Source organism: Metasolibacillus sp. FSL H7-0170 (genome assembly GCF_038593115.1).
Classification (GTDB): Bacteria; Bacillota; Bacilli; order Bacillales_A; family Planococcaceae; genus Metasolibacillus; species Metasolibacillus fluoroglycofenilyticus.
Genome location: NZ_CP151964.1, coordinates 3,760,001 through 3,783,801 on the forward strand (window position 1 = coordinate 3,760,001; position 23,801 = coordinate 3,783,801).

Consider the following 23,801-nt stretch of genomic DNA (forward strand, 5'->3'; position numbering starts at 1 on the left):
AATAAAAGGAAAGGCAGCGGGGAAACCGACTGCCTTTCCTTATTAAACACGTGCTAGCATACGATCAAGTGAGATACGTGCTTCTATAGCTGTATTTTCATCTACTTCAATGCGATTTTGTGGCTGACCAGCAGCAATACTTTCTAGTGACCATAGTAAATGTGGTAAATCGATGCGATTCATCGTTAAACAAGGACAGAAGTTTTCGTTTAAAGAAATAATATGCTTATCTGGATGTTCTTTGATAATGCGGCGCACAAGGTTCATTTCTGTACCAATTGCCCAAGATGAGCCACTTGGCGCTTGGTTAATTGTATCAATAATGTATTTTGTCGAGCCTGCGTCATCCGCTGCCGCTACAACTTCACGACTGCATTCAGGGTGAACGATAATGCGCATCTCGGGATACGTTTGACGAATCATCGCTGTGTGTTGAACTGTAAAACCTTCATGGACAGAGCAATGACCTTTCCATAAAATCACTTGAATATTTTCAATTGGTTGTTCTGTTTCAAGCTTTTGGCTATGTGGGTTCCAAACAGCCATATTCTCAAGCGGAACGCCCAGCTCATACGCCGTATTGCGACCTAAATGCTGGTCAGGTAAAAATAAAATGCGCTGCTTTTTCGTGAATGCCCATTTAACCATTTCTTTAGCATTGGACGATGTAACGCAAGCCCCACCGTATCTACCAGTAAATGCTTTAATTGCGGCAGTAGAATTAACATAAGTTAGAGGGATAATCGTATCACCGAAAAGCTTTTGTAAAACCGGCCATGCTTGCTCTGTTTGATAAATATCAGCCATATCAGCCATTGAGCACCCTGCGCGCATATCTGGTAAATAAACATGCTGCTCGTCAGTTGTTAGCATATCCGCTGTTTCCGCCATAAAGTGCACACCGCAAAATACGATATGCTCTGCCTCCTTATTTGCTGCTGAAATTTGGGCGAGCTGTAAGGAATCCCCTGTGGCATCAGCGAACTGAATTACTTCATCTTTTTGATAATGATGACCCAAAATAAAAAGTTTGTTTCCTAAACTTTTTTTTATTTTTAATATGCGAGCCTCCATCTCAGCCACTGATAATGTTCGATAATGCTCTGGTAATAAAGATGTTTGCTGTAGTAAATTAGTGATTGACAAGACAATCTTCTCCTTTCAATTGAACAAGTGCGCTAATATCGAAAGCTTGTACGGAATGTGTAAGTGCACCAAGAGAAATCCACTGCACGCCAGATTGCGCATAAGCCTTTAAATTTTCAAGTGTAATACCGCCAGAAGCCTCCGTTGCAATATGACTAGGGATAGAAGGTAGCCACTCGCTTATTTCAGCGGGTGAACGATTGTCGAACATAATAATATCCGCTCCAGCAGCAACAGCTTCATCTAATTGTGCTTTTGTTTCAATTTCTACTTCAATTTTGACAGTATGACCAATTTTGGCACGAGCAGCCTGAACTGCTTTTGTAATGCTTCCGGCAAAAGCAATATGATTATCCTTTAGCATAATTGCATCGTATAAGCCGTTGCGATGATTGTAGCCACCGCCCACACGTACTGCATATTTATCAAGCATGCGTAAACCAGGAATAGTTTTACGAGTATCTAGTATTTTTGCTTCTGTGCCAAGCGTTTTATTGACGGCACGCTGAGTAGCAGTAGCAATTGCTGACATTCGTTGAATTAAATTTAAAATTACGCGTTCACCTATTAAAAGCTTTTGAAGTGAGCCTTGAATATGGGCAATTAAATCACCACTTTTAACAATTTCTCCATCTTTTTTATGAAAAGTAATGACGATAGATGGGTCAAGTAAGCGAAAGCCTTGCTCGATAATAGGGGCACCACAAAAAATTCCGTTATCTTTGGCATAAAAAGAAAATGCTCCTTGCTGATCTACTGAAAAAATAAGCTCGCTTGATAAATCGCCATCACCTATATCTTCATTAAAAAACTGCTTTAGCATTTCCTCGAGTTTGATTATATTCATATAAAGAATCCCTCACTTCCATTTGTCCTTGTGAAAAAATAATCCAGCGATTTGCCCAATTTGTATCCGCGCTAGGGTAGTCTGTACGGATATGTGCACCGCGTGTTTCAGTGCGAGTTAATGCGGCTTTTGCCATTAATATAGCAACAATATGCATCATGTAAAGCTCTAGTTGCTCGCACTTTAAGTTTTCCTTCTTAGTAGAAAGCAGCGTTTGTAATGATGGCAATTGCTGCAAAAAATCTTGAATGCTTAAAGGATTTCGCACGATACCCAATGTTTCCATTATCTTTTGCTGTAATTGGTCTTTAGTCCATAAATGGGGCATAGCACCCTCATTACTGCTTTGCTTAAATATAAAATTTTGCTGCTGCAAGCCTTTTTCAATAATCGCTTGTGCCATTCGCTGTCCAAACGTTATTGCTTCTAACAAGGAATTGCTTGCAAGGCGATTTGCGCCATGTACCCCAGTACAGGCAACTTCTCCTATAGCATATAAAAAAGGGATGGAAGTTTGTCCTGAACTATCCGCAATCACGCCACCCATTAAAAAATGGCTACCTGGTGCTACAGGAATTAAGCCATCTTGTAAAGATATGCCATTTTCAATACATAGCTTTGTAACCGTAGGGAATTTTTCCTTGAATTTTTCAATCATTGAAATATCTAGAAAGGTTTCTTCTCCAGCAAGGCGCTTCATAAATAGTGTGTGCGCCGTAATATGTCGAGGTGCTAAATCACGACCTTGCATAATCGGTTGTCGTTTGGCATTAACAAAAATAGCCCCTGCTCCACGTACCGCTTCGGATATTAAACCTTTTGCCTTGCCATTGCACCATAACAAAGTAGGGTGAAACTGCATAAATTCCATATCGCTAATAGCTGCCCCAGCATGATAGGCAAGGGCAATGCCATCACCAGTATTAGTAGAAAAATTAGAGGTGCAGCTATAAAGAGCACCAGCTCCGCCTGTTGCAATGACAGTGTGATGGGCAAGATAGCGTCTTGAACCTTGATTTCCTGTTGTAAGTGCACCGATACACTCGCCATTTGTATTTAATAGCAATTCATAAGCTGTCTCGTGTTCATTAATTGTAACGGCTCGAGGTAGCTGGTCTATTAAATAATGAATAAAGCATTTGCCAGTTTGGTCTCCTCCAGCATGCAAAATACGGTTATGGCTATGCGCTCCCTCTAAACCGAGGATTGGTTCGCCATTCGTATCCCTATCAACTGGTAGACCTTGTTGTAAAAGCTCATCAATAAGCTGTGCACCATTTTTTATTAATTGCTCAACATTCGATAAAATATGATGATATTCACCTGCGTTTAATGTGTCGTGAATATGGAAGTTAATATTGTCTGTTCGTGTTGTAACGGCAGCAATGCCTCCTTGCGCTCTGTAAGAGCTACTTGTTGTTATAGAAGACTTTGTCACAAGCTGCACCTGAAAATATTGCCCTAATATACGAGCGGCTTGAAGTGCAGCTATACCGCTACCGATAATAAGAACATCTGTCTTTATGTACATAATAAAACCTTCTTTACAGTTGTCTTGACACATATCTTTACATAAAATAAAGAAGAAAACAAGACTTAAGAAGAAAGAAGGGTAGAAAAATATGATTTATTTAGATTACGCAGCAACAGCACCAATGACAGAAAAGGCACTAGCGGTATATTGTGAAGTTGCAAAAAAATATTATGGCAACAGTGCTAGTTTGCACGATTTAGGTGGGCAGTCACAATATTTTGTAGAACAGGCGAGACAGGTCATTGCACAAGCCCTTAATTGTAATAAAGACGGTATTATTTTTACAGGCAGTGGGACAGAGGGAAATATAATAGCAATTTTGTCATTAGCGCTTGCCTCAAGTAAGGGGAAGCATATTATTTCATCACAAGCGGAGCATACGTCTGTTCATGCCGCGTTAAATACATTAGAAAAAATGGGCTATCGTGTTACGAAATTGTCCCTACAGCAGGATGGCTGTATTGATGTGGAACAATTGCGCGCAGCAATATGTGAAGAAACTGCATTGATTGCAATTCAGCATGTCAATTCTGAAATAGGCGCGATTCAGCCGATTGAACAAATAGCTCACATTGCAAAAACACATGATATATTCATGCATGTTGATTGTGTGCAATCTTTTTGTAAATTACCGCTACAAATTCAAGTCGATGCCATCACTGTATCAGCTCATAAAATTGGTGGTCCGAAAGGCTGTGGAGCAATTTATATAAATCCAAAACTAGGTGTGGCACCTTTAGCACCGGGGGTTACACACGAAAAAGGCTTGCGTGGAGGTACGTTAGATACACCGGCCATTGTTGCCTTTGCTACAGCCGTTGAAGAATACCATTATGAAAGAGGCCACTATGAAAAATTGCGTCAATATTTAAAAGAAAGCTTACCAGAAAGCTGTGAACTTATTGAATCAAAGGAGCAATTACCGAATATTTGCGGCGTAATAATGGAAAAGGTTGAAGGGCAGTATGTTTTATTAAAGTTAAATGAAGCTGGAATTGCAATATCTACTGGAAGTGCTTGTGATATTCACAGTGATTCAGGTACAAAGGCCATTTTATCAATGGGCTATTCAATAACCGCTGCTCGCCAATTTTTTAGAATGTCTTTTGGGGAAAGCACATCTATTGAGAGTTTAACAAAAGTACGACAAGCTCTTCTGTTGATTAAGTGAGGCGGCTGTGGGGTTTTTACGATGCAAGGAAAATTTAATTTCACCAATTCACTTCATTCGGAGAAAAATGCGCTAAGCGCAATGTTTCTACCGTTTTCCAAGAGCCTTTTGAAGAAGCACTAACGACAGTGTCCAAAAAAAGCCTGCTCTGCACGGCTTTTTGGATGCTCATTGCAAAAGGATCTTACACGCTTAACATCAAGAAAAAAATTGCCCATGGCTTCCTGCTTTAGGGAGAAGCCGGATTTCTTCATTCAAATGTGCCGATAAGTAATCGACATGAATATTTTCATCATACATATTATTGTAAACGTGATAAATGGGCTTATCTTTCGCTATATTTGCTAAAGTTTGTTGAAACGCTTCCTTTAACTCGTTTGAAAACTGATTAGCGACATGTGTGTGAAAAATAACGATTTGATGCGCATTAGAAATATTCTGAATGATAGATGGTAGTAGTTGAAGCACGTCTCCCTCTAATAATGTTTTGGGTACTTCTGAATGAATAGTTGACGCTTGATGTAATAACTTGCGTCGCTCCTTATGCTCTGGCCATATTAAAGCTTCTAGCCACATATAATCATCCCTATTTTGTAGCTGTAAAACATTCAAATCAATGCCGTAACGGTCAGATACTTGAAAGTCTCTGTAGCACGTCAAAGCATTTCCTATATTCTCGGATTTAAGTAGTACTTGGCTTTCTAGATGACCGTAATAAATAAAGGAATCACCTTCCTTTACTTCATAGCAATATTTATCAACATTCAATAAAAGACCCGCACTTGTGCCAATTTCAATTAAGGCTAACGGTTTTTGAGCTCTTTTCGCAATGTCGCTAAAAATAGGATATAAATAAGCGCTCCGTCGAACTTCATTTGTTTGAACACGCCTTGTTTGAAAGCATTGAATGAGCGCTTGTTCATACTTTTTTACAAACTTTTGTAAGGCTGAATAACTTTCTTCTATAGGTAAAGGATTTAACACGAACGATGGAATGTATTTTTTTAATGGGTCATCATATCTCATTAATAAAAATTGGATTGCTGCAAAAAACAAATTAGGTTTCGGTTGGGATTCGGGAATTTGTATAAGCAATTGCAGCATTTCCTTGTCATGAATAATTTTTTTGCACCAAAAGTAGTATAATGAACTATTATTCTTTGTTTCTATTTCGGCAAAGCGAGTAAACGATAAAATCAATTTTTCCATTGATAATCCTCCATATACTTTGATATTATCACTGTAAAATAATTATCAAATTAAATAAATTAATTAAATTTAATTGAATTGATTAAAAAAATTAATCAGAGGTGTAAAATGGAACTAAAGTGGATTCAGTCTTTTGTCGTCGCTGCTGATACAGGGAATTTCCGTGAAGCAGCGGAAAAGCTATTTATATCTCAGCCGAGTATTACAATACATATTCAGCTATTAGAAGAAAGCTTGCAAGTTAAGTTGTTTCATCGAGAGCACACAAAAATATGGCTATCAGAGGAAGGGAAATTCTTTTTAAAGCAAGCAAAGGAAATTTTACAAAAAGTGGAGGACAGTAAACGCGATACATTGTTTTACGCAAATCAGTATAGAAAAAGCATTACAATTGCTTTATCACCACTTCTAGTAGAAACAAATTTACCACTTATTATTTATCAATTTTTAATGGAGCATAAGGAATATGAAATTAAAATTGCGGTTGTGGATTCAGAGCAAATTGACGAGCAGCTTTTAGCTAATCAAGTACATATAGGTATTGGCATTGGAGGAAGCAGGCATCACCTTATACATGCTGAAAAAATTATGTCGAGTCCGCTACAGCTTGCTGTTCCATTAGATAGTTATGATGATGAGACGGGAGAACATTATGATTATCGTTCTTTATTTGAAAAATACCCCTTACTTACTGGACATTTAAAAGAATCGGTATTGATTGAGCCATTGCTAAAGAAACATTTTTCATTTATACGTACAATGTCAATTTCTCAAACTTATATTGTTAAACAGTTTGTTAAAGATGGACTAGGGATGGCCTTTTTACCAAAATCAACGATATATAAAGAGATGATGGAAGGCAGATTTAATATTATCGATTTTGATTTATTTGAATTACCAGTAATTGATTTATTTATAAAATACGATAAAGAAAATGAGCAGCTCTTGCCCTTATTAAAGAAAATAAGAAACTCTTATATGTATTGAAAAGAGCATGTACTATCAAGTTTCTTAATATACTATTATAATTAATTTCAACTGAGTGAAATTAGCTATTTTCTTTTAGAAAATCACTTGCTATAATGGGCAACAGAGTATTTTATTTTATCCCGCATTAACGGGCAGTAAGACGCCCACTTCAGATTTAATTGAAAATCGACTAATTGAAGCTTCACTTTATCAATTAGAAAAAAATATTATTTTTTTCAAAAAAAGTATTGCATAATGTGAGAGAACATTATATACTAATTCTTGTCTTGAAGAACGGATGAACGTTCTGAAATAGAGAATAGTCTAGTGATGATGGCAAAGAGGTCACACCCGTTCCCATACCGAACACGGAAGTTAAGCTCTTTAGCGCCGATGGTAGTTGGGGGCTTCCTCCTGTGAGAGTAGGACATCGCTAGGCAAATGGAGGATTAGCTCAGCTGGGAGAGCACCTGCCTTACAAGCAGGGGGTCGGCGGTTCGAACCCGTCATCCTCCACCATTCAAAATGCCGGTGTAGCTCAGTTGGTAGAGCAACTGACTTGTAATCAGTAGGTCGTGGGTTCGACTCCTATCGCCGGCACCATTTTGAGCCATTAGCTCAGTCGGTAGAGCATCTGACTTTTAATCAGAGGGTCGAAGGTTCGAGTCCTTCATGGCTCACCATTAAAGACCAAAATTCTTGCGGGTGTGGCGGAATTGGCAGACGCACTAGACTTAGGATCTAGCGCCGCGAGGCGTGGGGGTTCGACTCCCTTCACCCGCACCAATAAAAACAAACCTGTCAGAATAAAAAAAGCACATGCGGAAGTAGTTCAGTGGTAGAACACCACCTTGCCAAGGTGGGGGTCGCGAGTTCGAACCTCGTCTTCCGCTCCAACATGTGCCGGGGTGGCGGAACTGGCAGACGCACAGGACTTAAAATCCTGCGGTAGGTGACTACCGTACCGGTTCGATTCCGGTCCTCGGCACCATTTAAAAAAGCGCCCGTAGCTCAATTGGATAGAGCGTCTGACTACGGATCAGAAGGTTATGGGTTCGACTCCTGTCGGGCGCGCCAAAAAAGTTCGGGAAGTAGCTCAGCTTGGTAGAGCACTTGGTTTGGGACCAAGGGGTCGCAGGTTCGAATCCTGTCTTCCCGACCATGTACAACCAACGGGTAGTAAAAAATTATGGGGCCTTAGCTCAGCTGGGAGAGCGCCTGCCTTGCACGCAGGAGGTCAGCGGTTCGATCCCGCTAGGCTCCACCAACCATAAGTAAAGATCCTGGCGGCGTAGCTCAGTTGGCTAGAGCGTACGGTTCATACCCGTAAGGTCGTGGGTTCGACCCCCTCCGCCGCCATCTTAAGGACCTTTAGCTCAGTTGGTTAGAGCAGACGGCTCATAACCGTCCGGTCACAGGTTCGAGTCCTGTAAGGTCCACCATTTTAAACGTTCGTATAACGGAGGAATACCCAAGTCCGGCTGAAGGGATCGGTCTTGAAAACCGACAGGCGGGTTAAACCGCGCGGGGGTTCGAATCCCTCTTCCTCCGCCATCTTTTAAGAACAACTAAAATTGGTGAACAACATATTGATTATCGCGGGGTGGAGCAGCTCGGTAGCTCGTCGGGCTCATAACCCGAAGGTCACAGGTTCAAATCCTGTCCCCGCAACCAAAAGGTCCCGTGGTGTAGCGGTTAACATGCCTGCCTGTCACGCAGGAGATCGCCGGTTCGATCCCGGTCGGGACCGCCATTTTAAAAAAAGATGGGTCAGTAGCTCAGTTGGTAGAGCATTAGACTGAAGCTCTAAGTGTCGGCGGTTCGATTCCGTCCTGACCCACCATTTCTACGCGGGTGTAGTTTAATGGTAAAACCTCAGCCTTCCAAGCTGATGTCGTCGGTTCGATTCCGATCACCCGCTTCTAAATAGGGCCTATAGCTCAGCTGGTTAGAGCGCACGCCTGATAAGCGTGAGGTCGATGGTTCGAGTCCATTTAGGCCCACCATAAAAGCGTATTCCGAAGTAGCTCAGTGGTAGAGCAACCGGCTGTTAACCGGTTGGTCGCAGGTTCGAGCCCTGCCTTCGGAGCCAATTTTGGGGAAGTACTCAAGAGGCCGAAGAGGCGCCCCTGCTAAGGGCGTAGGTCGGGTAACCGGCGCGAGGGTTCAAATCCCTCCTTCTCCGCCAGCAACGAAGGCCCGTTGGTCAAGTGGTTAAGACACCGCCCTTTCACGGCGGTAACACGGGTTCGAATCCCGTACGGGTCATTTAAAAAGCAGTGCATGTCATAGGACGTGTACTGCTTTTTATTTGCAAACAAAGAATCAAGTAAAAATTCTGATGTTTCGTGCGAATTCCCAGACTTTGCGTGCGAAATCATTGATTCAACGTGCGAATTTCTGCGTCTTACGTGCGAATTTGACTGGTTAATGTGTGAATCATGACTTTTTGACTACTTCATAGTAAGAATTTGTTCAGGAATTTCATAATAAGTATGGCGCCCTTGCTTTATAACTGGAAAAAATTTGAGTAAACGTATCGCTGCATATCTTGATGGTATGTCACATAGCATGCAAAATTGCTGATTTGTTATTTTTGTATCTACTAATAAACGAAAATCATGTAATGCCTGAAAATACGCATATTTATCTTGTAAATGGCAGTGTGAGCAAACAAACCTCCCATGTACAAAATCCATTTTAGAAGCACATTTTGAACAAAATACACCATTTTTTAATTGAGCTAATTTGAAAGAAAACCTCTTTACTGGCGGAGACCGTAGCCCTATAAGTTTTTCATAAAAAACATCTAAATCAAGTAGTGGCTTACTGTACTGCTTTAAACTTTTTTCAATAAAGCTACAAATATAATCTGTATGGAAAATTGGGATGTGGGGACTTCGGTTACCAATAATTGCGCGGCGATTTGCGATGACGACTGCGCCAATTATAGGAACATGTGGGAAAAGAGAGGAAAGAAAACGCGTATGACGTCTTAGCTGCTCAACAGGATTTGGAAAACGTTCAACCACACCATCAGAACGTGTGCGTAGAAGCTGAGACGCCTCGATATCAAAATTCAATTGCCCGGTCATATTTTTCACTTCTAAACAAATAATTAAGGATGAAAAAATAACGATAAAATCAATTTCATGCATGTGCAATGCAGAATCGATTATACAAAAATTGCGCAATATCCGATGCGGTACGGCAAGTTCTTGTAAAAAATAAAAAACCTCATCTTCACCTGCTATACCAGCAGCAGTTAATGAATATTGCTCAACAAAATAATGATAATCAGGATGCTGATCCCCCACTCTCCTTATAATTGCTTCAAGCTGTCTATATTTCAATTAATTTCACCTCCTATCTATTTAATAATATTAGAGAAAATGAATAGATGGAAATGTTTTTTTGAGAAAAATTGAAATATCTATTTTGCCACAAAAATATAGAACGAAGCAAACCTTCAAACAAGCACAATAAAATTTTATTTTTCAATAATGTAATATAAAATTATTTAAAAGAATCCTTTGGCATTCTACAACCACGTCTCATCCAGCTTATCTGCATAAAATTGAATAGCTCTTTTATATTGTTGTACATTTATATCTGAAGAGCTGTTTATGAGACAATTCAGCAGGAGCTCCATAGCTTTTTGATGATCGTTTAAATTATATAAAGTCATGGCATAGAATACTTGCAGGGCTTGATTGTTTGGAAATAGTGCGACCGCTTTGTTTAGAATTTCCTTTGATTGTTCATACTTGCCAAGTGTTCTAAATGTGCTGCCAAGTCCTAGAAGGGCGTTTGCCATGTCCGCGTCATTTAGGTCACCTTGAATAGCTTTTTCGTAGTAAGGAACTGCTCTTGTTTCTTCCCCTAGGCTATCGAAGCTCCATGCACATTGGTAGTTTACATAGGCATTGTTTGGATTTTGTTCCGCTAGTTGTAGTAAAATTTTATTGCATTCTATTAATTTATTTTCTTTTCTAAGTTGAAGTGCGGAATTTAATTGCTCTGTCATGTTCATATGTTGTATCCCCCCTGTTATAAACTATTATAAAAAATTTGCAGTGAAATAAACAGGTTAGAAAAATTTTTTATATAAGATGTTGACCTTGACGTTACGTCAACATTTATAGTAAGCGTAGAGGTGATGAATAGATGAAAATTAATGAACTAGCTAAAATGTCAGGTGTTAGCACACGCACGCTACGCTATTATGATGAAATAGGCTTGCTGTCTCCTGCGATGAAAAATGAAGCCGGCTATCGAATTTATTCACAAAAGGAAATTGATTTACTGCAACAAATCTTATTTTATCGAGCACTTGATATGAAATTAGAGCAAATTAAAGACATCGTTCACGCACCGAATTTTAATGTGATGAATGCATTAGAAAGTCACAGACAGCACTTGCTAGAAAAAAATGCGATGATTGAGCAATTGCTGCAGACGGTAGACCACACAATTCAAGCGTTACAGGAGGGAAAAATGATGTCCAATGAAGAAAAATTTAAAGGCTTTAAAGAAAAGCTACTGCAAGAAAACGAAGAAAAATACGGTAAGGAAATTCGTGAACGCTACGGTAATGAAACGATTGAGGCGTCCAATAAGAAGTTGCTTAATATGACAGAGCAGCAATTTGAGGAGATGGGTCAGCTGGAGCAAAGCTTGTTTGAGCGATTGCAGGAAGCAATGACTGAGGGTAACCCAGCCTCACAGTTAGGAAATGAAGTAGCTGAGCTACACAAGCGGTGGCTAATGTTTTCATGGAAGGATTATTCGAAGGAAGCTCATGCGGGATTAGCGGCAATGTATGTTGCTGATGAACGCTTCACAGCTTATTATGATGAGCGTGTAGCAGTAGGAGCTTCGCAATTTTTACACGATTGTATCGTAGCATATACAATAGAATAATGTTTTAACTTGCCTTTTCGTAATAGACATATTAGAATAGTGGTAAGTTAATAATTGGTATGAGCGATTGAGAGACCGTTAAGAACATATATGCGATAAGTGTATATGCTTTTAATGGTCTTTTTTTCGTACATGGAGGAGGAAAAAGCTATGAGCTCAGCTTCATCGTTACAGCGCAAGCAAACAATTGAAGAGTTGCAAAGCAGGGAGTATGATTTATTAGTGGTTGGAGGCGGTATCACGGGTTGTGGCATCGCACTAGATGCAAGTGCTCGTGGATTATCGGTTGCCTTAGTTGAAATGCAGGATTTTGCAGCGGGAACGTCAAGTCGGTCAACAAAATTAGTGCATGGTGGTTTACGTTATTTAAAGCAGTTTGAAATAAAGGAAGTTGCAGAATTAGGGAAAGAGCGCGCTATTGTTTATGAAAATGGTCCACATGTAACAACGCCAATTTGGATGTTGCTACCGTTTCATAAAGGTGGCACATTCGGCAAATTTTCAACAAATATTGGGCTGCGTGTCTATGATTTTTTAGCAGGTGTAAAGCGCTCTGAGCGTCGCTATATGTTAAATGCCATTCAAACACGTAGCAAAGAACCTTTAGTAAAAACATCCGGCTTGCTCGGTGGCGGTGTTTATGTAGAATACCGTACAGATGATGCCCGTTTAACAATTGAGGTAGCAAAGGCGGCAATTGCAAAAGGTGCAATCTTGCTTAATTATGCAAAGGCAAGTCAATTTATTTATGATGCTAGTGAAAAAATTAGTGGCATCGTTGCACATGACATTGTCGATGATGTGCATTTTACAATTCGTGCAAAAACGGTAATTAATGCGGCTGGTCCATGGGTAGATGAGGTACGCAAAATCGAGGGAGCGCAGCAAGGAAAGCATTTAATCTTATCAAAAGGTGTGCATATTGTTTTTGATGAGGCTAAGTTTCCACTTCGCCAAGCTGTTTATTTTGATACACCAGATGGTCGCATGGTGTTTGCAATTCCAAGAGATGGAAAAACATATGTAGGTACAACAGATACATTTTATAAAGGTGATGCGTGCGAGATGGATATAGAGCAGGCAGACCGTGATTATTTAATGGATGCGATTCACTATATGTTCCCAAAGGTGCAAGTAACAGATGCTGATATTGAATCGAGTTGGGCTGGTGTGCGTCCATTAATTCATGAAGATGGCAAAAATCCATCAGAAATTTCTCGTAAGGATGAGGTGTGGACATCCGCATCGGGTCTTGTTACAATTGCGGGTGGAAAATTAACAGGCTATCGTAAAATGGCTGAAACTGTACTTGATATGATTGTGAAAGACTTAGCACCAAAATTAAATAAACAGATTGCGCCGTGCAACACGAAAAATATTGCCATTTCGGGTGGAGACATTGGAGGCTCACGCAATTTAAAGGCATTTATTTATAAACAAACAAAAAAAGGTATTGAGTTTGGGTTAACGGAACAGCAAGCGACATATATCGCGCAACAGTATGGTAGCAATGCAGATACGCTGTTAGCATATATGGAAAATAATGATACAGCTCTCCCAGCATGGCTTTATGCACAACTTTGCTATAGTATTCAGCATGAGATGGTTACACATCCAAACGATTTTTTAATTCGTCGTACCGGTTATATGTTCTTTCATATTGCACTTGTTCAGCAGTACAAAGCAGAGATTTTAAATGAGATGACGAAACAGCTAGGTTGGACATCTGAACAACGTGCACGATATGAGGAGCAGCTAGAGCAGGAAATTACAAGAGCGACAACAGCTAAATAAACAATAGAGAAGAGGCTGGAGTTGACCGAAAAGTCCATTTTGTTTTGACACCGCATTGAAATCAATGTTTTCATCGCTTCCCTTTTATTGAAGGATAATACTGCTAAAGCCAATGTTCATCCCATTTTTAAAAGAGGCGTTTTCTGTCTATATGAATCAACATTTTGTGAAACATCATCGCTACTGTCCAAAATGTCGGCTATGCAAGGCTTTTTGGACAGCTCCAATCTCTGTTACTATATTAAATATTCGCTGAAAATGCTTTTTCCTGTGGCAATCATAATAAATTGTCACTACCCTCGTCGCAAAGTGGTCGCCTCAAAATGGCTTTTCAGACGTCCCCTTTGTAACAAGGGCTGTTTGAAAATGCAATGCTTTTTCAAATAGCGATTTTCTTTCAAAAGGAGGAATTGTATGCATTTTAATGGGCAAAAAATTATCCCTGCGGCACGTACAGTAAAGCAATTTGATGAAATTTTGAATAGCTCTTTTGAATACATCGTGCTGCTAGAGGTACATATTAGCTTGCTGCTATCTTTGAAGCGGGAGGCGGAGCGCTTCGGAAAAAAATTAATCATTCATGCAGATTTAATTCATGGCTTGAAAACGGATAATTTTGCTGCTGATTTCTTATGTAATGATATTCGGCCAGCTGGTATTATTTCTACGCGTTCCAATGTGTTAGTGAAAGCGAAATCGCGCGGTATTATTGCGATTCAGCGTGTTTTTTTAATTGATACGATTGCGCTAAAGAAAAGCTATATGATGATTGAGACAGCGCAGCCGGATTATATTGAATTACTGCCAGGCATTATTCCGACGATGATTGCTGAAATTTATGAGCGTACGAAAACGCCTGTAATTACAGGTGGATTGATTCGTTCAACTGAGCAACTAGAGCAGGCAATTGATGCGGGTGCTATCGCTATTACGACGTCTGATAAAAAATTATGGGAAAATTTCAAAAAGTAGGTTGACTATCGTTGCATTTTTCTCTAGAATGGATACAAGTTCATACAAAGCGTGGTTAGGAAAAGGAACCCACATTTATGCATCTGCAAAAAATTTTGCAGGCTGTTTAAATGTGGGTCTTTTTTGTGCTTTCGCTTAATACACATTAACTAAAGGGGGATGTAAAATGTCAGCATTTACGGCTGAACTAATTGGTACAATGATTCTTATTTTATTTGGTGGCGGTGTTGTTGCAGGCGTATCATTGTACAAATCAAAAGGAAACGGTGGAGGATGGGTTGTTATTACCTTTGCATGGGGCTTAGGGGTAGCAATGGCTGCTTATGCGGTAGGTGGAATTAGTGGAGCACACTTGAATCCAGCATTGACGATTGGGCTAGCGACGATTGGTAACTTTCCATGGGCAGATGTGCCTGCTTATATCGTAGCTCAAATTGTTGGCGCATTTTTAGGTGCAACATTAGTGTATTTTATGTATTTACCACATTGGAAAGGCACGCAAGACCCTAATGCGAAGCTTGCTGTATTCTCGACGATGCCAGCAATTAATCATCCATTCTCAAATTTAATTTCAGAGATGATTGGTACCTTTATTCTCGTATTAGGAATTTTAGCATTAGGAACAAATACGATTACGGATGGTTTGAATCCATTTTTAGTAGGTATGCTAATTGTCGTAATAGGTATGGCACTTGGAGGACCAACAGGCTATGCCATTAATCCAGCACGTGATTTAGGACCGCGTATTGCGCACTTTTTATTGCCGATTCCAGGAAAACGTGACTCGGGCTGGTCATATGCTTGGGTGCCAATTGTTGGACCAATTTTAGGCGGCTCTTTTGGCGCATTGTTTTTCCAACAAATTTTTGAAGGTAAAAACAGCGTAGCATTTTGGGTTTTAGCTGTTATTATAATTGCAATTTTTGCTCTAGCACAAGCAACAGTAAAAAAAGCACATGATTAATGTATAATAAAGTGAACTTTCAGTTTAGGAGGATTCTTCTTAAAAGATTGTTCGTAGGGAACATAAGCTAAGAAAAGAACTTCACATTCTGTGAAAATGCTTGTGCAATCGACGTGATGTTGACTGAAAATAGGATTTTATAGACTGTTACCCCTCAACATCAATACATATTTTAATGTGGGCGCTTACAGTCTGTTAATACAGAATTTACGCTAGTTTAGATTTTCGAACTACCTGGTAGATGTTTTCTACCAAATTTAAGATAAAATTGGAGGTAATTTTAATGACAGAAAAAAAATATATTTTAGCTTTAGACCAAGGTACAACGAGTTCACGTGCGATTCTGTTTGATGAAAACGGTAACATCGTGCATACTGCGCAGCAGGAATTTCAACAATATTTCCCGCAAGCAGGTTGGGTAGAGCATCATGCAGAGGAAATTTGGTCTTCAATCTTATCATGTATTGCTGCAGTGTTATCTGAAAAAAGTATTGATTCCAAGCAAATTGCTGGGGTTGGTATTACGAATCAGCGTGAAACGACGGTCGTTTGGAACAAAAACACTGGCAAGCCTGTTTATAATGCGATTGTCTGGCAATCGCGTCAAACAAATGCAATTTGTGAGGAGCTGCGAGAAAACGGTTACAATGATTTATTCCGTGATAAAACAGGTCTATTAATTGATGCTTATTTTTCAGGTACGAAAGTGAAATGGATTTTAGAGCATGTAGAAGGGGCGCGTGAGCAAGCAGAGGCTGGCGATTTACTATTTGGTACAATTGATACATGGCTTATTTGGAAGCTGTCAGGTGGAAAAGTACATGTGACAGATTATTCAAATGCTTCACGTACATTAATGTACAATATTTATGATTTAAAATGGGATGAGGAATTACTAGAAATTTTAAATGTACCAGCTTCCATGCTACCTGAGGTTCGTCCTTCTTCTGAAGTATATGGCTACACTGAGGAATCATTATTCTTCGGAGCTTCTGTACCAATTGCAGGTGCAGCAGGAGACCAGCAGGCGGCATTATTCGGTCAGGCATGCTTTGAGGAAGGCATGGTTAAAAATACGTATGGCACAGGCTGCTTTATGTTAATGAATACAGGTGAAAAAGCAGTAAAATCGGATAATGGCTTATTAACGACACTTGCATGGGGCTTAGATGGAAAAGTGACTTATGCATTAGAGGGAAGTATTTTCGTAGCAGGTTCTGCAATCCAATGGTTACGTGATGGCTTACGTATGTTCCGTTCTGCGGAGGAATCAGAACAATATGCGGCACGTGTCGATTCGTCAGAAGGAGTCTATGTCGTACCTGCATTTGTAGGTTTAGGTACGCCTTATTGGGATTCTGATGTGCGCGGCGCAGTGTTCGGCTTAACACGCGGCACATCGAAAGAGCATTTCGTTCGCGCGACGCTTGAATCATTAGCGTATCAAACGAAGGATGTCCTGAGTGCAATGGAGGCAGATGCCAATATTCCATTAGCGAAGCTACGTGTGGATGGTGGTGCAGTAGCTAATAACTTCTTGATGCAATTCCAAGCAGATTTATTAAATGTGCCTGTAGATCGTCCTGTTATTAATGAAACAACGGCTTTAGGTGCAGCTTACTTAGCAGGGCTTGCAGTAGGCTACTGGCAATCAACTGAAGAAATCGGAAAGTATTGGAATTTAGAACGCCAATTCACACCTGATATGGACGAAGCGCATCGTGAAGCGATTTACAGTGGCTGGAAAAAAGCTGTAGCAGCAGCGCAGGCTTTTAAATAATAGAGGAGATTGTCCAAAAAGCAGTGCATTGCCTGCTTTTTGGACTTTTTGATGATGTTTCATCAAAGGTATTACTAGTTAAAATAGAAAAGAGTTTCTTTTGAAAGGTTGTTATTTTCACAAAAAAGATGATTTTGTATAGAAATCGCATTGAAAGAGGGATTTTGCTTCTTCTCTTTCATTTTGGAGAAACACAGCTAAACCCTGTGTTTCTAGCATTTTCAAAGAAAGCTCTTTCTACTTTATAGGAGCAAACACTTTGCAAAAACACCATCATCAGCGTCCAAAATGCCGGCTATGCACGACTTTTTGGCGCCCCCATCCCATTAAATTAAATGTGAAATCAATAAACTGATACCTAGTAAAAAGCCGAAAATCGTGTTTGTTTGTGCTGTATATTTCATGGCAGGCATAACATCTTTGGGCGCTTTATGAGCTCTAAAGATAGCGATTGCCTTTAAGGGCTTGGGCAAGCTAAGTAAAACAAGCAATGCCCATTCGGAAATATCATCAATGATAACGAGACCGATAATCCATAAATATGAAACGATGAAAAATAATGATAAAACGGTAATAGCGCTTTCACGTCCAACTAAAATGGCCATCGTTTTGCGCCCGCCCTCTGTATCGCCTACAATATCCCGAATATTGTTAGAAAGCATAATACCGCCGACTAAAATCATGCTAGGTACTGATAAAAGTACGGCTGCAAGTGTTACAGTGCCAGTTTGAATAAAGAAAGCAATTAAGACGATACCCATGCCCATCACTGCTCCAGATACAAGCTCTCCAAATGGCGAGTATGCGATTGGGTAAGGTCCACCTGTGTATAAATAACCAATGAGCATACAAACAAGCCCAATGGCAGCAAGCCACCAAGATGACATGGCACAAATATAAATTCCTAGTAATAGTGCCAGCCCATAGAAGCAGAGTGCAATCATCATAATTGTCTTTGGTGCAACACCGTGCCGCACGATTGTGCCACCGATGCCGACAGAATGCTCATTATCAAGCCCTCGTTTATAATCATAGTATTCATTAAACATATTCGTTGCCGCCTGAATTAACATGCTGGCAATAAGCATGGCGAAAAATAACAAAAAATTAATGTCATGCTTTGAAATAGCGGCAGCAATTGCCGTTCCTAAAAACACAGGAACGAATGAAGCTGTTAGTGTATGTGGGCGGGTTAAATGCCACCATACTTGAAAGCCCCGTTCTGCCTCAATTACCTTTGTCAATTTACTTCTCTCCCTCAAAATCAATTTCGCTTTGGCTATTGATGAACACAGTTTGCCACAAGCTTATCTTCATTCCAGTATGAATAAAGAAAAAAAGTACCGAATCTATTTTATACGAATATTAGAAAAATGGATAGTGGATACGCTTATTCATATTACAACACAGAAAAAAGTGATATGATAGTATTGATAGTCAAATAATCTTGATTCGGCAAAGAAGAAGCTGTCTAAAAATTGCAGACAGCCTCGTAAATTCTTGTTTTGCATGTACGAGGCTTTTAACAAATATTAAAAGGTAAGACATAGTGAATGCCCGACGGGATAATTGACAAATAATAGATAAGAAAAAATGCTACGTTTACATTGCAACAACGGAGGGAATTTTCATGCAACAAAAGTGGTACAATGCCACTGAAGTAGAAGCGGGCTCTTTAAATGCGGGGACAATCTTCTATATGGAAACAGTCGAGGTAAGCCGCTTATCGGCACTTGCCTTTTTTGCGGCTGGGGAAGAATCTTTTAAAGGGCAGCGCTATTTTTGGCAAAATCGAGAAAAAACATTAACATTAGTTGGCTTAGGACATGCGCATATTATTGAAAATAATTTATCAATGATGCGCTTTGATGAAGTTGAGAAGCAGTGGAAGCAATTAACGAAAAATATTGTAACGGAAGAGGAACTACAGCCCATTTTATTTGGCGGCTTTACATTTGACCCAGAGAATAAAACGGCGGGTGAATGGAGTGCCTTTCCAGAGAGTTATTTTACGGTCGCGACATTCCAACTAATGATTCGAGGCGATAAAGCGTATGTCAGCATTCATTTAATAACAGATGGCGATAACGCAGCGCCCCATTTTGATGAACTGCGTAAACAGCGTGATATTTTAATTCACGCTGCACAGGTAAAGGAAGTCAAAACTTATGCAAAGCCACAAATTACTTCCTATAATGAGCCACATAAAGAGGCTTATTTGCAGTCAATTGATGAGGTGACAGCGAAAATCAAAGCGCAAGAGGCAGATAAAGTAGTAATTGCGCGCTCGCTAGCATTGCAGTTTGAAGAGGCTGTGTCATCACCGCAAATTTTGTCTCATGTTGTCAATGAGCAGCCTGAAAGCTATTTATTCGGTATCGAACGCACGGATATGCTCTTTTTCGGTGCTTCACCAGAGCGCTTAGTAAAGGTTGAAAATGGACGTGCTTATTCCTCCTGTATCGCTGGCTCAATCAAGCGTGGTACGACAGCGGAGGAAGACGAAGCATTGGGACAAAGCTTGTTACAAGATAGTAAAAATCGTGGTGAGCATCACTATGTTGTAGAAATGATTACAGAAACTTTTGAGAAAAATTGTACAACTGTTAAAGTGCCACAGCAGCCAAAGCTCTTAAAAATTCGCGATATTCAGCATTTATATACACCTGTAGAAGGACAGCTTGCAGAGGGAGCAACGATTCTACAATTGGTGAAGGATTTGCACCCAACACCTGCTCTTGGTGGCGTACCACGAGCTGATTCAATGCAAATTATTCGTGCATTTGAGCCGATGAATAGAGGGCTCTATGCAGCACCTATTGGCTGGTTAGATGCAGATGGCAATGGCGAGTTTGCAGTAGCAATACGTTCGGCAGCCTTGCTCGGGAATGCTGCGTATTTATACGCTGGTGGCGGCATTGTAGCAGATTCTGAGGCGCAATCAGAATATGAGGAAACATTAGTGAAGTTTAGACCGATGCTACGCGCGCTGGGAGGAGCAGTTCATGAGTGAACGTGAAATATTAACGAATTATGTGTACCGTATAGTTGCTTCATTATTGCAGCATGGTGTAGAGGAGGTAGTCGTGAGCCCAGGCTCACGTTCAACGCCTCTAGCCTATGCATTTGCGTCAACAGAAAGCGTTAAGATGCATCGCCAAATTGATGAGCGAGCGGCAGCCTTTTATGCATTAGGTATTGCTAAAGCTAGCGCTAAGCCTGTCGTTTTATTATGTACATCCGGCACAGCAGCAGCAAATTATTTTCCAGCAATTATTGAGGCGAAATATGCTCGCGTACCTTTAATCGTATTAACGGCAGACCGACCACATGAGCTGCGTGAAGTAGGGGCTCCGCAAACGATAGATCAAATCCGTTTGTACGGGGGGCATGTCAAATATTCGATGGAATTTCCAATTCCAGATGCAGCTCCGCAAACTGTGCAATTTATCGAGCATCATATAGGACGTGCAGTGGCAATCGCTTCATCAGCGCCATTTGGGCCAGTGCATATCAATATCCCATTACGTGAGCCTTTATTAATTGATTTCAGAAGCTTAAATGAGCTGACATTTAAGGCGAGCTTTTTACAGGAAACCATACCATCACAGGCCGCACGTGATTTTTTAGCACAAACGATTAATGACACAGAAAATGGCATCCTCATTATTGGTGAATTGCCTTTAGGGCTAGATATAGCACCACTTTGGTCCTTTATTCGCAACTGTAAATGGCCAGTATTAATTGAGAGCTTAGCAAATATGCGCGGTGCTGTACCTGAAGACTGTTTGCCATATGTGATTTCAACATATGATGCAATATTGAAAAATGAGCATTTTAAGGAAGCGGTTGCAGCACATACTGTTATTCGCTTCGGTGCACAGCCTGTATCAAAATTTGTTATGCAGTTTTTAACACAGACGATGCCAGAAAAATATATTGTCATTGATGAGGATGCATTATTCCGTGATTCAACGAACAGTTCGACGCACTTCATTCAAGGTAAGCCAGGGGCATGGTTGGAGCAGCTCACGTTGCAAACAGACAGCAGTCATTATTTAACACTTTGGCAGCAGGCGGAGCGGATTGCAAGAAAGCATATCGCAGCATATACAGCGCATGCACAGGATGAGGGAGCATTCGTGCAAAAGATGCTTGAGCTTGTCCCTAATGGCAGTGATATTTTTGTTAGCAGTAGTATGCCAATACGCGATATTGATACATTTTTCCTAGCAACGAATAAGGATATACGCATTTTCGCAAATCGAGGAGCCAACGGTATTGATGGGGTAACGTCAACAGCGCTTGGTTTTAGTACGGTGCACAAGCGACCGACCTATTTAATTATTGGTGATTTAGCCTTTTTACATGATGCCAATGCCTTCATCGCTTCACGTTATCAAGCAAATGATTTAACGGTTGTTGTACTTAATAATGATGGTGGCGGTATTTTTTCTTATTTACCACAGGCGAGTATAGAGGCACATTATGAAGATTTATTTGGTACTCCAACAGCTTTAACTTTTGAGCAGCTTGCGGCAATGTATGATGTGCAATATGAACGTTTGGAGCATTTAGCAACATTTGAGGCAGCGTTGCAAGCAGATAAAAGTGAGCCGCTGCGTTTATTGGAGGTAATGACCGACCGTGCTGTTAACGTCACATCGCATCGTGCACTATGGCAGCGCATCTCTGAGGAGCTGAACAAATGGCTACAGAAATAGATGGCATCAAGGTGCATATACGTAGCTGGAACGACGAGGCATCACAGACAATTGTTTGTCTACATGGCTTCACAGGTAGCTCAAACACATGGCTACCGCTTGCCAACAATCTAGACGCACGTGTAATTGCTATTGATTTAATTGGTCATGGTTACACCTCTGCCCCCGAGGATGTGAAGCATTATACGATAGATGTGCAAGTGGAGTTACTAGACAAACTATTTAAGCAGCTTAACTTGCAGTCAATTATTTTACTCGGCTATTCGCTTGGCGGGCGTATTGCTCTTTCCTATGCTGTTCGTTATCCAAATAAAGTTCAGCAGCTAATTTTAGAAAGTGCATCGCCGGGCTTAAAGGATGAAGAAGAGCGATTGGTTCGTCAAAAGGCAGACAATCAGCTTGCAAATGAAATTGAGCAAAGCGGGCTCGTCGCCTTTGTGGATAAGTGGGAGAATATCCCGCTGTTCCAATCACAAAAGCGGTTGCCAAAGACTGTTCAGCAGGCAGTGCGCGAGGAGCGTTTACAGCAGCGTGAAAAAGGCTTAGCTAATAGTTTGCGTGGTATGGGTACAGGTGTTATGCCGCAGCTATGGGACAAATTAAAAGCGCTTGAGATGCCTATAACGTTAATAACAGGCGAGCTTGATACGAAGTTTGTTGCAATTGCTGTACAAATGAAGGCGCATTTGGCAAAAGTAAAGCATCGAACAATTAAGGATGTTGGCCATGCAATACATGTGGAAAATCCCGCAGAGTTTGCTACAATAGTAAAGGAAGTATTCCATGAAATTTAGGAGGTAACATTTATGACACGTCAATGGACTTCATTACATACGTATGAAGATATTAAGTACGAGTTTTACAACGGTATTGCGAAAATTACAATTAACCGTCCAGAAGTTCGTAATGCATTTCGACCAAAAACGGTAGTAGAATTAATTGCTGCTTTTACGCGCGCGCGCGATGATAAAAATATCGGCGTTATTATTTTAACGGGTGAAGGTGAGCATGCATTCTGCTCAGGTGGTGACCAAAAAGTACGCGGACATGGCGGCTACGTAGGCGATGATGAAATTCCACGTTTAAACGTTCTTGATTTACAGCGATTAATTCGTGTAATTCCTAAGCCAGTTGTAGCAATGGTAGCAGGCTATGCAATCGGTGGCGGTCATGTATTGCACGTTGTTTGTGACTTAACAATTGCGGCTGATAACGCACGTTTCGGACAAACAGGACCAAAAGTAGGTTCATTCGATGCTGGCTATGGCTCAGGCTATTTAGCACGTATTATCGGTCATAAAAAAGCGCGTGAAATTTGGTATTTATGCCGTCAGTATGATGCACAGCAAGCGCTAGATATGGGCTTAGTAAATACGGTTGTTCCATATGCAGAGCTTGAAGATGAAACAGTTAAATGGTGTGAGGAAATGCTAGAAATGTCACCAACGGCACTTCGCTTCCTAAAAGCAGCAATGAACGCTGATACAGATGGTTTAGCAGGCCTTCAACAAATGGCTGGTGACGCTACATTACTTTACTATACAACAGATGAAGCGAAAGAAGGACGCGATGCATTTAAAGAAAAGCGCAAGCCTGATTTCGGTCAATTCCCAAGATTCCCTTAATGCGAATCAAACTATAAAACAAAAGCATGCAATCTAAATTTATTTAGGCTGCATGCTTTTTATTGTTTCCCTCGATATTCTACTTGTATAACATAATAAGCCTATTACATAGCAATTATAAATGAGAGAAAATGATTCAAATT

The 23,801-nt window shown here is 40.4% G+C and carries 18 protein-coding genes, 20 tRNA genes and 1 rRNA gene; 32 read left to right on the forward strand and 7 right to left on the reverse strand.

The features are described from left to right. Positions 1-42: 42 nt before the first annotated feature. From nadA to nadB, 3 genes are read right to left on the reverse strand one after another with little or no spacing between them, the layout of a single operon-like run. The gene (gene nadA, locus MHH70_RS17625) at positions 43-1,146 is read right to left on the reverse strand and encodes a quinolinate synthase NadA (RefSeq protein WP_342472117.1); all 1,104 of its coding nucleotides are present in this window, start codon (positions 1,144-1,146) and stop codon (positions 43-45) included. Beyond that, positions 1,133-1,993, reverse strand: a complete 861-nt coding sequence (gene nadC, locus MHH70_RS17630) for a carboxylating nicotinate-nucleotide diphosphorylase (protein WP_342472118.1) — start codon at positions 1,991-1,993, stop codon at positions 1,133-1,135. Before nadC ends, nadA begins: the two co-directional genes overlap by 14 nt. Continuing rightward, positions 1,950-3,524 (reverse strand): L-aspartate oxidase, encoded by a 1,575-nt coding sequence (gene nadB, locus MHH70_RS17635; RefSeq protein WP_342472119.1) that lies wholly within the window; start codon positions 3,522-3,524, stop codon positions 1,950-1,952. The genes nadC and nadB overlap by 44 nt, the downstream gene beginning before the upstream one ends. Before the next feature lie 91 nt (positions 3,525-3,615). Between nadB and MHH70_RS17640 the strand changes: the two genes are divergently transcribed. Further along, complete coding sequence (locus MHH70_RS17640) at positions 3,616-4,698, forward strand: cysteine desulfurase family protein (protein ID WP_342472120.1); 1,083 nt, start codon at positions 3,616-3,618, stop codon at positions 4,696-4,698. A 198-nt stretch (positions 4,699-4,896) separates the two neighbouring features. Here MHH70_RS17640 and MHH70_RS17645 read toward each other — a convergent pair whose 3' ends face one another. Beyond that, positions 4,897-5,907 (reverse strand): DUF2332 domain-containing protein, encoded by a 1,011-nt coding sequence (locus tag MHH70_RS17645; protein WP_342472121.1) that lies wholly within the window; start codon positions 5,905-5,907, stop codon positions 4,897-4,899. Positions 5,908-6,015: 108 nt separating this feature from the next. Between MHH70_RS17645 and MHH70_RS17650 the strand changes: the two genes are divergently transcribed. The 22 genes from MHH70_RS17650 to MHH70_RS17755 all read left to right on the forward strand — a co-directional run bounded on the left by MHH70_RS17650 (position 6,016) and on the right by MHH70_RS17755 (position 9,144). Then, on the forward strand, positions 6,016-6,894 hold the full coding sequence (locus tag MHH70_RS17650) for a LysR family transcriptional regulator (protein WP_066167663.1): 879 nt from the start codon (positions 6,016-6,018) through the stop codon (positions 6,892-6,894). Between the two features lie 305 nt (positions 6,895-7,199). Then, positions 7,200-7,315, forward strand: a 5S ribosomal RNA gene (rrf, locus tag MHH70_RS17655). 4 nt (positions 7,316-7,319) lie between these two features. After that, a tRNA-Val gene (locus MHH70_RS17660) sits at positions 7,320-7,395 on the forward strand. A gap of 8 nt (positions 7,396-7,403) precedes the next feature. Beyond that, a tRNA-Thr gene (locus MHH70_RS17665) sits at positions 7,404-7,479 on the forward strand. Between the two features lie 4 nt (positions 7,480-7,483). Then, positions 7,484-7,559 (forward strand) — tRNA-Lys (locus MHH70_RS17670). 18 nt (positions 7,560-7,577) lie between these two features. Beyond that, positions 7,578-7,662 (forward strand) — tRNA-Leu (locus MHH70_RS17675). 35 nt (positions 7,663-7,697) lie between these two features. Beyond that, positions 7,698-7,772, forward strand: a tRNA-Gly gene (locus tag MHH70_RS17680). A 6-nt stretch (positions 7,773-7,778) separates the two neighbouring features. Further along, positions 7,779-7,867 (forward strand) — tRNA-Leu (locus tag MHH70_RS17685). Positions 7,868-7,876: 9 nt separating this feature from the next. After that, a tRNA-Arg gene (locus MHH70_RS17690) sits at positions 7,877-7,953 on the forward strand. Between the two features lie 8 nt (positions 7,954-7,961). Continuing rightward, positions 7,962-8,038, forward strand: a tRNA-Pro gene (locus tag MHH70_RS17695). Between the two features lie 29 nt (positions 8,039-8,067). Beyond that, positions 8,068-8,143, forward strand: a tRNA-Ala gene (locus MHH70_RS17700). 18 nt (positions 8,144-8,161) lie between these two features. After that, positions 8,162-8,235 (forward strand) — tRNA-Met (locus tag MHH70_RS17705). A 6-nt stretch (positions 8,236-8,241) separates the two neighbouring features. Then, positions 8,242-8,318: transfer RNA gene (locus MHH70_RS17710), tRNA-Ile, on the forward strand. Positions 8,319-8,337: 19 nt separating this feature from the next. Continuing rightward, positions 8,338-8,430, forward strand: a tRNA-Ser gene (locus tag MHH70_RS17715). A gap of 43 nt (positions 8,431-8,473) precedes the next feature. Beyond that, positions 8,474-8,550, forward strand: a tRNA-Met gene (locus tag MHH70_RS17720). A gap of 3 nt (positions 8,551-8,553) precedes the next feature. Further along, positions 8,554-8,629: transfer RNA gene (locus MHH70_RS17725), tRNA-Asp, on the forward strand. Positions 8,630-8,643: 14 nt separating this feature from the next. After that, positions 8,644-8,719: transfer RNA gene (locus tag MHH70_RS17730), tRNA-Phe, on the forward strand. 7 nt (positions 8,720-8,726) lie between these two features. Beyond that, a tRNA-Gly gene (locus MHH70_RS17735) sits at positions 8,727-8,797 on the forward strand. Positions 8,798-8,805: 8 nt separating this feature from the next. Next, a tRNA-Ile gene (locus MHH70_RS17740) sits at positions 8,806-8,882 on the forward strand. An 11-nt stretch (positions 8,883-8,893) separates the two neighbouring features. After that, a tRNA-Asn gene (locus MHH70_RS17745) sits at positions 8,894-8,968 on the forward strand. A 5-nt stretch (positions 8,969-8,973) separates the two neighbouring features. Further along, a tRNA-Ser gene (locus tag MHH70_RS17750) sits at positions 8,974-9,064 on the forward strand. A gap of 8 nt (positions 9,065-9,072) precedes the next feature. Next, positions 9,073-9,144 (forward strand) — tRNA-Glu (locus tag MHH70_RS17755). A gap of 185 nt (positions 9,145-9,329) precedes the next feature. On the opposite strand, the gene MHH70_RS17760 is transcribed toward MHH70_RS17755, so the two are convergent. Together MHH70_RS17760 and MHH70_RS17765 are read right to left on the reverse strand one after the other, a co-directional pair. Next, on the reverse strand, positions 9,330-10,229 hold the full coding sequence (locus MHH70_RS17760) for a nuclease-related domain-containing protein (RefSeq protein ID WP_342472122.1): 900 nt from the start codon (positions 10,227-10,229) through the stop codon (positions 9,330-9,332). A 188-nt stretch (positions 10,230-10,417) separates the two neighbouring features. Further along, positions 10,418-10,903 (reverse strand): tetratricopeptide repeat protein, encoded by a 486-nt coding sequence (locus tag MHH70_RS17765; RefSeq protein WP_201261933.1) that lies wholly within the window; start codon positions 10,901-10,903, stop codon positions 10,418-10,420. Between the two features lie 140 nt (positions 10,904-11,043). On the opposite strand from MHH70_RS17765, the gene MHH70_RS17770 reads away from it, so the two are divergent. From MHH70_RS17770 to glpK, 5 genes are all read left to right on the forward strand, one after another. After that, positions 11,044-11,799 (forward strand): MerR family transcriptional regulator, encoded by a 756-nt coding sequence (locus MHH70_RS17770; protein WP_342472123.1) that lies wholly within the window; start codon positions 11,044-11,046, stop codon positions 11,797-11,799. 150 nt (positions 11,800-11,949) lie between these two features. After that, a complete protein-coding gene (locus MHH70_RS17775; RefSeq protein ID WP_107943040.1) occupies positions 11,950-13,593 on the forward strand; it encodes a glycerol-3-phosphate dehydrogenase/oxidase in 1,644 nt (547 codons plus the stop codon). 414 nt (positions 13,594-14,007) lie between these two features. Continuing rightward, positions 14,008-14,565 carry a glycerol-3-phosphate responsive antiterminator gene (locus MHH70_RS17780; protein ID WP_066161718.1) on the forward strand — a complete coding sequence of 186 codons (558 nt, stop codon included), beginning with the start codon at positions 14,008-14,010 and terminating at the stop codon, positions 14,563-14,565. A gap of 166 nt (positions 14,566-14,731) precedes the next feature. After that, entirely contained in the window at positions 14,732-15,529 is a 798-nt protein-coding gene (locus tag MHH70_RS17785) for an MIP/aquaporin family protein (protein ID WP_066161721.1), read from the forward strand. Positions 15,530-15,812: 283 nt separating this feature from the next. Next, positions 15,813-17,309: a glycerol kinase GlpK gene (gene glpK, locus MHH70_RS17790; RefSeq protein ID WP_066161724.1), complete on the forward strand. Its 1,497-nt coding sequence runs from the start codon at positions 15,813-15,815 to the stop codon at positions 17,307-17,309. A 326-nt stretch (positions 17,310-17,635) separates the two neighbouring features. Here glpK and MHH70_RS17795 read toward each other — a convergent pair whose 3' ends face one another. Then, on the reverse strand, positions 17,636-18,553 hold the full coding sequence (locus MHH70_RS17795; RefSeq protein ID WP_342472124.1) for a 1,4-dihydroxy-2-naphthoate polyprenyltransferase: 918 nt from the start codon (positions 18,551-18,553) through the stop codon (positions 17,636-17,638). A gap of 386 nt (positions 18,554-18,939) precedes the next feature. On the opposite strand from MHH70_RS17795, the gene MHH70_RS17800 reads away from it, so the two are divergent. From MHH70_RS17800 to menB, 4 genes are read left to right on the forward strand one after another with little or no spacing between them, the layout of a single operon-like run. Further along, a complete protein-coding gene (locus MHH70_RS17800) occupies positions 18,940-20,322 on the forward strand; it encodes an isochorismate synthase (protein ID WP_342472125.1) in 1,383 nt (460 codons plus the stop codon). Continuing rightward, entirely contained in the window at positions 20,315-22,033 is a 1,719-nt protein-coding gene (menD, locus tag MHH70_RS17805; RefSeq protein WP_066161733.1) for a 2-succinyl-5-enolpyruvyl-6-hydroxy-3-cyclohexene-1-carboxylic-acid synthase, read from the forward strand. Before MHH70_RS17800 ends, menD begins: the two co-directional genes overlap by 8 nt. After that, positions 22,018-22,827: a 2-succinyl-6-hydroxy-2,4-cyclohexadiene-1-carboxylate synthase gene (gene menH, locus MHH70_RS17810; protein WP_066161736.1), complete on the forward strand. Its 810-nt coding sequence runs from the start codon at positions 22,018-22,020 to the stop codon at positions 22,825-22,827. The genes menD and menH overlap by 16 nt, the downstream gene beginning before the upstream one ends. 12 nt (positions 22,828-22,839) lie before the next feature. Further along, a complete protein-coding gene (gene menB / locus MHH70_RS17815; protein WP_342472126.1) occupies positions 22,840-23,658 on the forward strand; it encodes a 1,4-dihydroxy-2-naphthoyl-CoA synthase in 819 nt (272 codons plus the stop codon). Positions 23,659-23,801: the final 143 nt, after the last annotated feature.

Excerpts from the sequence above, each read along its gene's own strand:
- MHH70_RS17650 (WP_066167663.1), top strand. The coding sequence starts at position 6,016 with ATGGAACTAAAGTGGATTCAGTCTTTTGTCGTCGCTGCTGATACAGGG.
- menB (WP_342472126.1), top strand. The coding sequence starts at position 22,840 with ATGACACGTCAATGGACTTCATTACATACGTATGAAGATATTAAGTAC.
- MHH70_RS17765 (WP_201261933.1), bottom strand. The coding sequence starts at position 10,903 with ATGACAGAGCAATTAAATTCCGCACTTCAACTTAGAAAAGAAAATAAA.
- MHH70_RS17775 (WP_107943040.1), top strand. The coding sequence starts at position 11,950 with ATGAGCTCAGCTTCATCGTTACAGCGCAAGCAAACAATTGAAGAGTTG.
- menH (WP_066161736.1), top strand. The coding sequence starts at position 22,018 with ATGGCTACAGAAATAGATGGCATCAAGGTGCATATACGTAGCTGGAAC.
- MHH70_RS17800 (WP_342472125.1), top strand. The coding sequence starts at position 18,940 with ATGCAACAAAAGTGGTACAATGCCACTGAAGTAGAAGCGGGCTCTTTA.
- glpK (WP_066161724.1), top strand. The coding sequence starts at position 15,813 with ATGACAGAAAAAAAATATATTTTAGCTTTAGACCAAGGTACAACGAGT.
- MHH70_RS17780 (WP_066161718.1), top strand. The coding sequence starts at position 14,008 with ATGCATTTTAATGGGCAAAAAATTATCCCTGCGGCACGTACAGTAAAG.
- menD (WP_066161733.1), top strand. The coding sequence starts at position 20,315 with ATGAGTGAACGTGAAATATTAACGAATTATGTGTACCGTATAGTTGCT.
- MHH70_RS17770 (WP_342472123.1), top strand. The coding sequence starts at position 11,044 with ATGAAAATTAATGAACTAGCTAAAATGTCAGGTGTTAGCACACGCACG.
- MHH70_RS17640 (WP_342472120.1), top strand. The coding sequence starts at position 3,616 with ATGATTTATTTAGATTACGCAGCAACAGCACCAATGACAGAAAAGGCA.
- nadC (WP_342472118.1), bottom strand. The coding sequence starts at position 1,993 with ATGAATATAATCAAACTCGAGGAAATGCTAAAGCAGTTTTTTAATGAA.
- MHH70_RS17785 (WP_066161721.1), top strand. The coding sequence starts at position 14,732 with ATGTCAGCATTTACGGCTGAACTAATTGGTACAATGATTCTTATTTTA.
- MHH70_RS17645 (WP_342472121.1), bottom strand. The coding sequence starts at position 5,907 with ATGGAAAAATTGATTTTATCGTTTACTCGCTTTGCCGAAATAGAAACA.
- nadB (WP_342472119.1), bottom strand. The coding sequence starts at position 3,524 with ATGTACATAAAGACAGATGTTCTTATTATCGGTAGCGGTATAGCTGCA.